At 55.3% G+C, this 6,036-nt stretch carries 3 protein-coding genes; all 3 read left to right on the top strand.

Going from position 1 to position 6,036, the window contains the following annotated elements; translation table 11 throughout:
• The first annotated feature begins 2 nt into the window (after positions 1-2).
• Positions 3-2,093, top strand: a complete 2,091-nt coding sequence (tssI, locus tag DBY68_RS22625; RefSeq protein WP_112296225.1) for a type VI secretion system tip protein TssI/VgrG — start codon at positions 3-5, stop codon at positions 2,091-2,093.
• A complete protein-coding gene (locus DBY68_RS22620; RefSeq protein WP_233503928.1) occupies positions 2,090-2,542 on the top strand; it encodes a DcrB-related protein in 453 nt (150 codons plus the stop codon). Before tssI ends, DBY68_RS22620 begins: the two co-directional genes overlap by 4 nt.
• A 17-nt stretch (positions 2,543-2,559) precedes the next feature.
• The coding region (locus DBY68_RS22615) for a DUF6531 domain-containing protein (protein WP_112296227.1) at positions 2,560-6,036 on the top strand (3,477 nt) is incomplete at its 3' end.

Below are 6,036 nucleotides of genomic sequence, written 5' to 3'. Positions count from 1 at the left end.
AGATGGCAGAACAGGCCGCGGCGGATCTGTTTGGGGCGTTGCCTGAACCGTCTGGGCTGGTAAAAGCGGCGGTAGCCGCAGCGCAGGCTGCCGCTGCGGCGGCAGGGATATCGGATATGGTCGATGCTGCGCAGGATGCGGCAGCATCGCTGGTATCCGGTGGACCGGGAGCGCATAACGTCTCGGTAAGCGGTAGCGCTGTGCCGCCGCAGATGCTGCTTTTTGCCGGTATAAATGGTTCTGAGAAACTTGGCAGCCTGTTTACCTACATCGTACAGCTTAAAACGCCCGACACCCTGAATCTGGGCTATGTCTCCCCCGCCGCCAACCTGCCGCTCAAACCGATGGTGGGCAAAGACCTGTGCGTCAATATCGAACTGGACGGCGGCGGCAAACGGCATATCAGCGGCCTGGTAACGGCGGCACGGGTCGTGGGCCATGAGGGCCGCTCGGTAACGTATGAGTTACGCATTGAGCCGTGGCTGAAGTTGCTGACCCACACCAGCGACTACAAAGCCTTCCAGAATAAAACCGTGGTGGACATTCTGGATGAAGTCCTGGCCGAATACTCGTACCCGGTGGAAAAACGGCTGGTGGAAAACTACCCGTCACGCACCTGGCAGGTACAGTACGGCGAAACCGACTTTGATTTCATCCAGCGCCTGATGCAGGAGTGGGGCATTTACTGGTGGTTTGAGCACAGCGAGAACAGCCATACGCTGGTGCTGGCGGACGCTATCAGTGCCCACCAAGCGTGCCCGGACTCGCCACTGGTGGAGTGGCACCAGGAAGGACTAAAGCTGGATAAAGAGTTTATCCACACCATTACGGCCAGTGAGAGGCTGCGTACCGGGCAGTGGGTACTGAACGATTTCGATTTTACAAAGCCACGCTCATTGCTGGCAAACACCGTGGCAAACCCACGCGAAACCGGCCACGCCACCTACGAGCATTACGAATGGCCGGGGGATTACTTCGACAAGAGCGAAGGTGAGATGCTGACGCGCATCCGTATGGAAGCGCAGCGCAGCCCCGGCAGCCGGGTTGGCGGGGCAGGGAATATCCGCACTCTCATGGCAGGTTACACCTTCACACTGATGAATCACCCGACGGCAGAGGTCAACCAGGAATACCTGCTGGTACAGACCACGCTGTTTTTACGGGACAACGCGCAGCACAGCGGCCAGGATCAGCATTTTACCTATGTCACCACGTTTGAACTGCATCCCACCAGCGAAGTCTATCGCCCACAGCGAACCCTGAGTAAACCCCACACCAAAGGTCCACAAAGCGCCATCGTCACCGGCCCGGCGGGGCAGGAAATCTGGACGGATAAATATGGCCGGGTGAAGGTGCAGTTTGGCTGGGACCGTTACGGCAAGAATGATGAAAACAGCTCCTGCTGGATCCGCGTCAGCTACCCGTGGGCGGGTAAAGGATTTGGCATGATCCAGATCCCGCGCATCGGCCAGGAAGTGCTGGTGGATTTCAAAAACGGCGACCCGGATTTACCGATAATCGTGGGCCGTACCTACAACCAGGACACCATGCCGCCGTGGGGCCTGCCGGGCATGGCGTCGCAAAGCGGGATATTCAGCCACTCACTGTATGGCGGGCCGACCAACGGAAATATGCTGCGCTTCGATGACAAAACGGGTGCGGAGGAGGTGAGGTTTCTCGCGGAGAAAGATCTGAATACCGTAGTGAAAAATAACGAAACCCACACGGTAAACGCAGATCGAACGAAAACCATCATTCACAACGAAACATCCACGGTAAAGATCGACCGCACGGAATTTGTTGATGGCAAGCATACCGAAACCATCAAAGGCAACCGGAATATTACCGTGACGGAAGGCGACCAGTCTCTGACGGTGAAAACGGGTAATCGCGAAGTGAAGGTAGAAACGGGGACCTGTACGGAGACGGTAGAGCAGGATATATCGGTGACCTCTATTAGCGGGGAAATCACGCTGACAGCCGCGAAAAAAATTACTTTTGTGGTGGGAAGTAGCACGATTGTTATGAATGCAGACGGAACAATAAAAATATTGGGGCCATCGAGAGTAGATATTAATCCGGGAGCGAAATGAAAATGAAATATATCTTTCAGGAAGGTGAGCTGGAATTAGCGGGGCGCTGGCAGGACAAAAGTATGAATGTACTTATGCCTGTTATGAGTGAGGTCGCGGGGGCTAATTTAGTTATCACCCGAGATAGCCTTCCAGAAGAAGCCGAGTTTAGTGATTATCTTGCCGTCCAGAAGAAAAAGTTTAGGCGCGAACTTACCGATGTTACTTTCACGGAAGAGCGTTCCTGTCAGGTTGAAGGTCGTCCGGCGGAATATTGGGAGTTTAACTGGAAAATGCAGGGTACCTCCGTGGCGCAACTCATGCTGGTTGTTCGCAATGGCCGTCAGATACTGAGCCTCGCATATACTGCACCAGGTGGAATGCCGGAGGATAATAGACAGACAATGAGACATATTCTGTTGAATTTTCGATTTAGTCCAGCGGAAGGAAATATCAAGCAGGCCGATTAATACAAGGAATAATAATTATGGACGAATCGGATATAACACCCGCACCTGAAATTTCACCAGAAATAGCAGAGATATCGAAGGATTACAGCAGTAATCAAACAACGGTTGATGCTATCGCTAGCACTGGAAATATAGTGGCTATTGGCGCACTTCTTTATGGTGCGGGAGTAGCACTTTCTAATGGAATTGTGGCTAGTGTAGCTTTTATTGCTCCCGTTGGCGCAGCAATGGCTGGAGGATATTTGGGAAATATGGCCGGAAATGCCCTGATGGATACGTTATGCAGTGGGCATGACGTAGCTAAGGCCAGTAATATTCCCGCCTGTAAAGGACATAAGATTGTACATAATAATGCTTTTCTGGGGGCATTAGGGGCGCTGGCTGCGGGTATTATCGGGGCGGTAGCAATTGGTGCAATCATTTTTTTTACTGGGGGTATCGGCCTCGGGGCGCTGGCTTTTATTGGTTTCGGTAGCGGTCTTATTGGCGGGGCAAGTACAGCGATAGGTAATCGTTGGGCATCGGAAACGGGTGAAATAGATCATGGCTCCCCAAATGTATTCTTTGAAGATAAACCAGTAGCGCGGGTAACCGATATTGTTTTATGTGAAGATCATCCGGGAGATCCCAAACCACGTATTGCCCAGGGGAGCACGACGGTTTATATCAACGATCAGCCACTGGCCCGTAAGGGCGATAAAATTACGTGTTCTGCTGTAATACAGGAAGGATGTAAGACCATTTTTGCTGATGACTCATCACGCTCATATCTGCCAATAGATGCAGATATGAGCGTGACTGAGCAGCTTATTATCAGTGGCGGGGAGGTTTTTTCTACCTTTTTTGGTGGAAAAATACTAAACAAGCTGTTCAAAGGATTACAGTGCCTGGGGGATCCTGTAGATACAGGAACCGGCGAGTATACTGAAAGCCGTACTGATTTTCAGTATCCGCATATTCTTCCACTAACACTCAGGCGTATGTATACCAGTAGCCATCCAGTCGGGGGGCTGTTAGGTAATCGCTGGTTGTGTAACTGGTCGCAGCATCTGGTATTTGACAGTGATGAGCAGACGGTGACCTACGTTGATGCCGAAGGTTTATGTCCCGCTTATACCACCACGTCGGAATTGTATAACTGTCGTAACCTGCTGGTGCCACAGTATCGGCTACTGGGAAGCCGTAACCGGGCAATTATTTTTGATGAACAGACGCAACAGAGTTATGTATTTACACCTTTGTCATCAGGTGACAGACATCTACGTTTGTCTGCCATTAAGGATCGCAACCGCAACGAAATCCACTTCACCTATAACGCCATCGGCCACCTGACAAACGTAACCCACAGCAGCGGCCTGAGTCTGCGGGTGATGTGCGGCCCGCAGGGGCAGATATTCCGTGTGACCGACGAATCAGAAGGCAGCGAACTGGTGCGTTATGACTATATCAGCCACGGCGATGAGCAGCGGCTGAGTGATGTACAGACCCGCTTTAATGGTGCGCTGCACTATACCTACACCGAACAGGGCTGGCTGAGTTCCTGGCGCGATAACGGCCCGACGCACTTCCATCTTCGCTATGACGATGAAGGCCGGGTGACTGCCACAGGCACACAGGAAGGCCTGTATAACGACACCTTCCGCTACTTCCCGGAAGAGCGCAGAACCGATTATACCGACGCCACCGGAGCCACCACCACGCTGTGGTTTGATGAAACCTGGCTGCTGAAAAAACAGCGTGACCCGCTGGGGCGTATCACTGAATGGGAGCGTAACGAATACGACCAGCCGCTGTGTATTCGCCAGCCGGGTGGGCGCATCACACAGATAAAACGCGATTACGCCGGGCGTATCCTGAGCGAAACCGACGAGAACGGGCGTAAACGGGAATGGCAGTGGGACGAGTTCGGCCAGTTAACCGCCTGGAAAGACCACCGCACCACGGCGGCGTATCACTATAACGCCGAAGGGAACCTGGTTCAGCGGGTGGTGAACGGGCAGAACTGGCAGTACCGTCATACCGAAGACGGTCTGCTGAAGGAAGTGACATACCCGGACGGCAGCCGCGAACAGTGGGGCTACAGCGCCCACGGTGGCCTGCTTTCCCATACCGATGCCGAAGGCCGCACGACCCATTACACGGAAGACCGCTGGCTGCGGCTGACGGGGCTGGTGGATGCGGAAGGGCGCAGCGTGAACTGGCAGTACCGCCCCGGTGCCGATAATCCCCATGAGAAACTGAGTGCGGTTATCCGGGCCGACGGCGGCGCGGAGACCTTCCGCTATGACGGTGAAGGCAAAATCGCCCTCCACACCGGGGCGATGGGCCAGACCACGCGCTACCGCCACGGGGCGTTCGACCTGCTGCGGGAAGTGGAAGACGCGGGCGGACAACGTATTCTCTGCCACTACGATGGTGCCGCAAGGCTGACGCAACTGACGCGCAGCGGCAACCAGCACTGGCGGCTGCACTACGATGCGGCGGGCCAGATGGCCGGGGAGGATGACTGGTCGGGGCGCAGAACCGTCTATACCCGCGATGAGCAGGGCCGGCTGGCTGAAAAACACCGCCCGGACGGCAGCGTGTGGCGCTATGTGCGGGATGAATATGGCCGGGTGACGACCATCAGCGGCGACCATCAGAAACTGTGTTATCAGTACGACCGTTATGACCGGATGGTGAGCGCGCAGGTGTATGAGCGCAGCGAGGCCAGTGAAGCAGGTTACACACTCACCAGCGAGGTAAAACTGGAGTGGGACGAACGGCACCGCCTGGTGGCGGAAGAGCAGGACGGCCAGCGCACGGAGTACCGCTATGATGAGGCCGGGCGACTGACGGGCACCACAACGCCGGACGGGGAAACACAGAGAGAATACGACGCTTCGGGCATTCTGACGGGTTACCGCAGCAACGACCACCGGATGGACTTCGGTCATTCCCCCGCAGGTCTGGAAAAAAACCGGCGTTACCGCCCGGAGGATGAGGAAAGCTGGCTGGCACAGACGCCGCTGAACCATGCGGTGTATATGCAGGAGCAGGGATACGACACCTGCGGTCGTACGGCATGGCAAAAACAGGGCGCAGAGCGGCTGGCAGGCAGCCACCAGAGCGTGGCATCGTGGCGACCGCTGGGCGAACACCGCTATGCGTGGGATAAATCGGGCCGCCTGAGCGGGCATGAAGTGTGGTCGAAGACGCGCACGGAGCGGGAAACGCGCTACCAGTATGATGCCCGCGACCAGATAACCAGCGTACTGCGGCTGGACGCAGACGGCCCGGCGCAGGAAGAACGCTACCGCTATACCGTAAACGAGCAGATAGCGGAAAGCCGGATAAACGGCATTCTGGCACAGCACGACTACAGTAATGAATGCGTGACGCAGGCGGGCGACAACCGCTATGAATACGACGCCTGCGGAAGAGCCACTAAACGCACCGAACACAAACGCGGCTTCCGCCCACAGGAGTGGCGCTACCGCTGGGATGACTTCGAC

The sequence above is a fragment of the Pseudocitrobacter sp. RIT415 genome, assembly GCF_003057695.2.
Classification (GTDB): domain Bacteria; phylum Pseudomonadota; class Gammaproteobacteria; order Enterobacterales; family Enterobacteriaceae; genus Pseudocitrobacter; species Pseudocitrobacter faecalis.
This window is presented reverse-complemented; position numbering and strand designations above follow the sequence as displayed.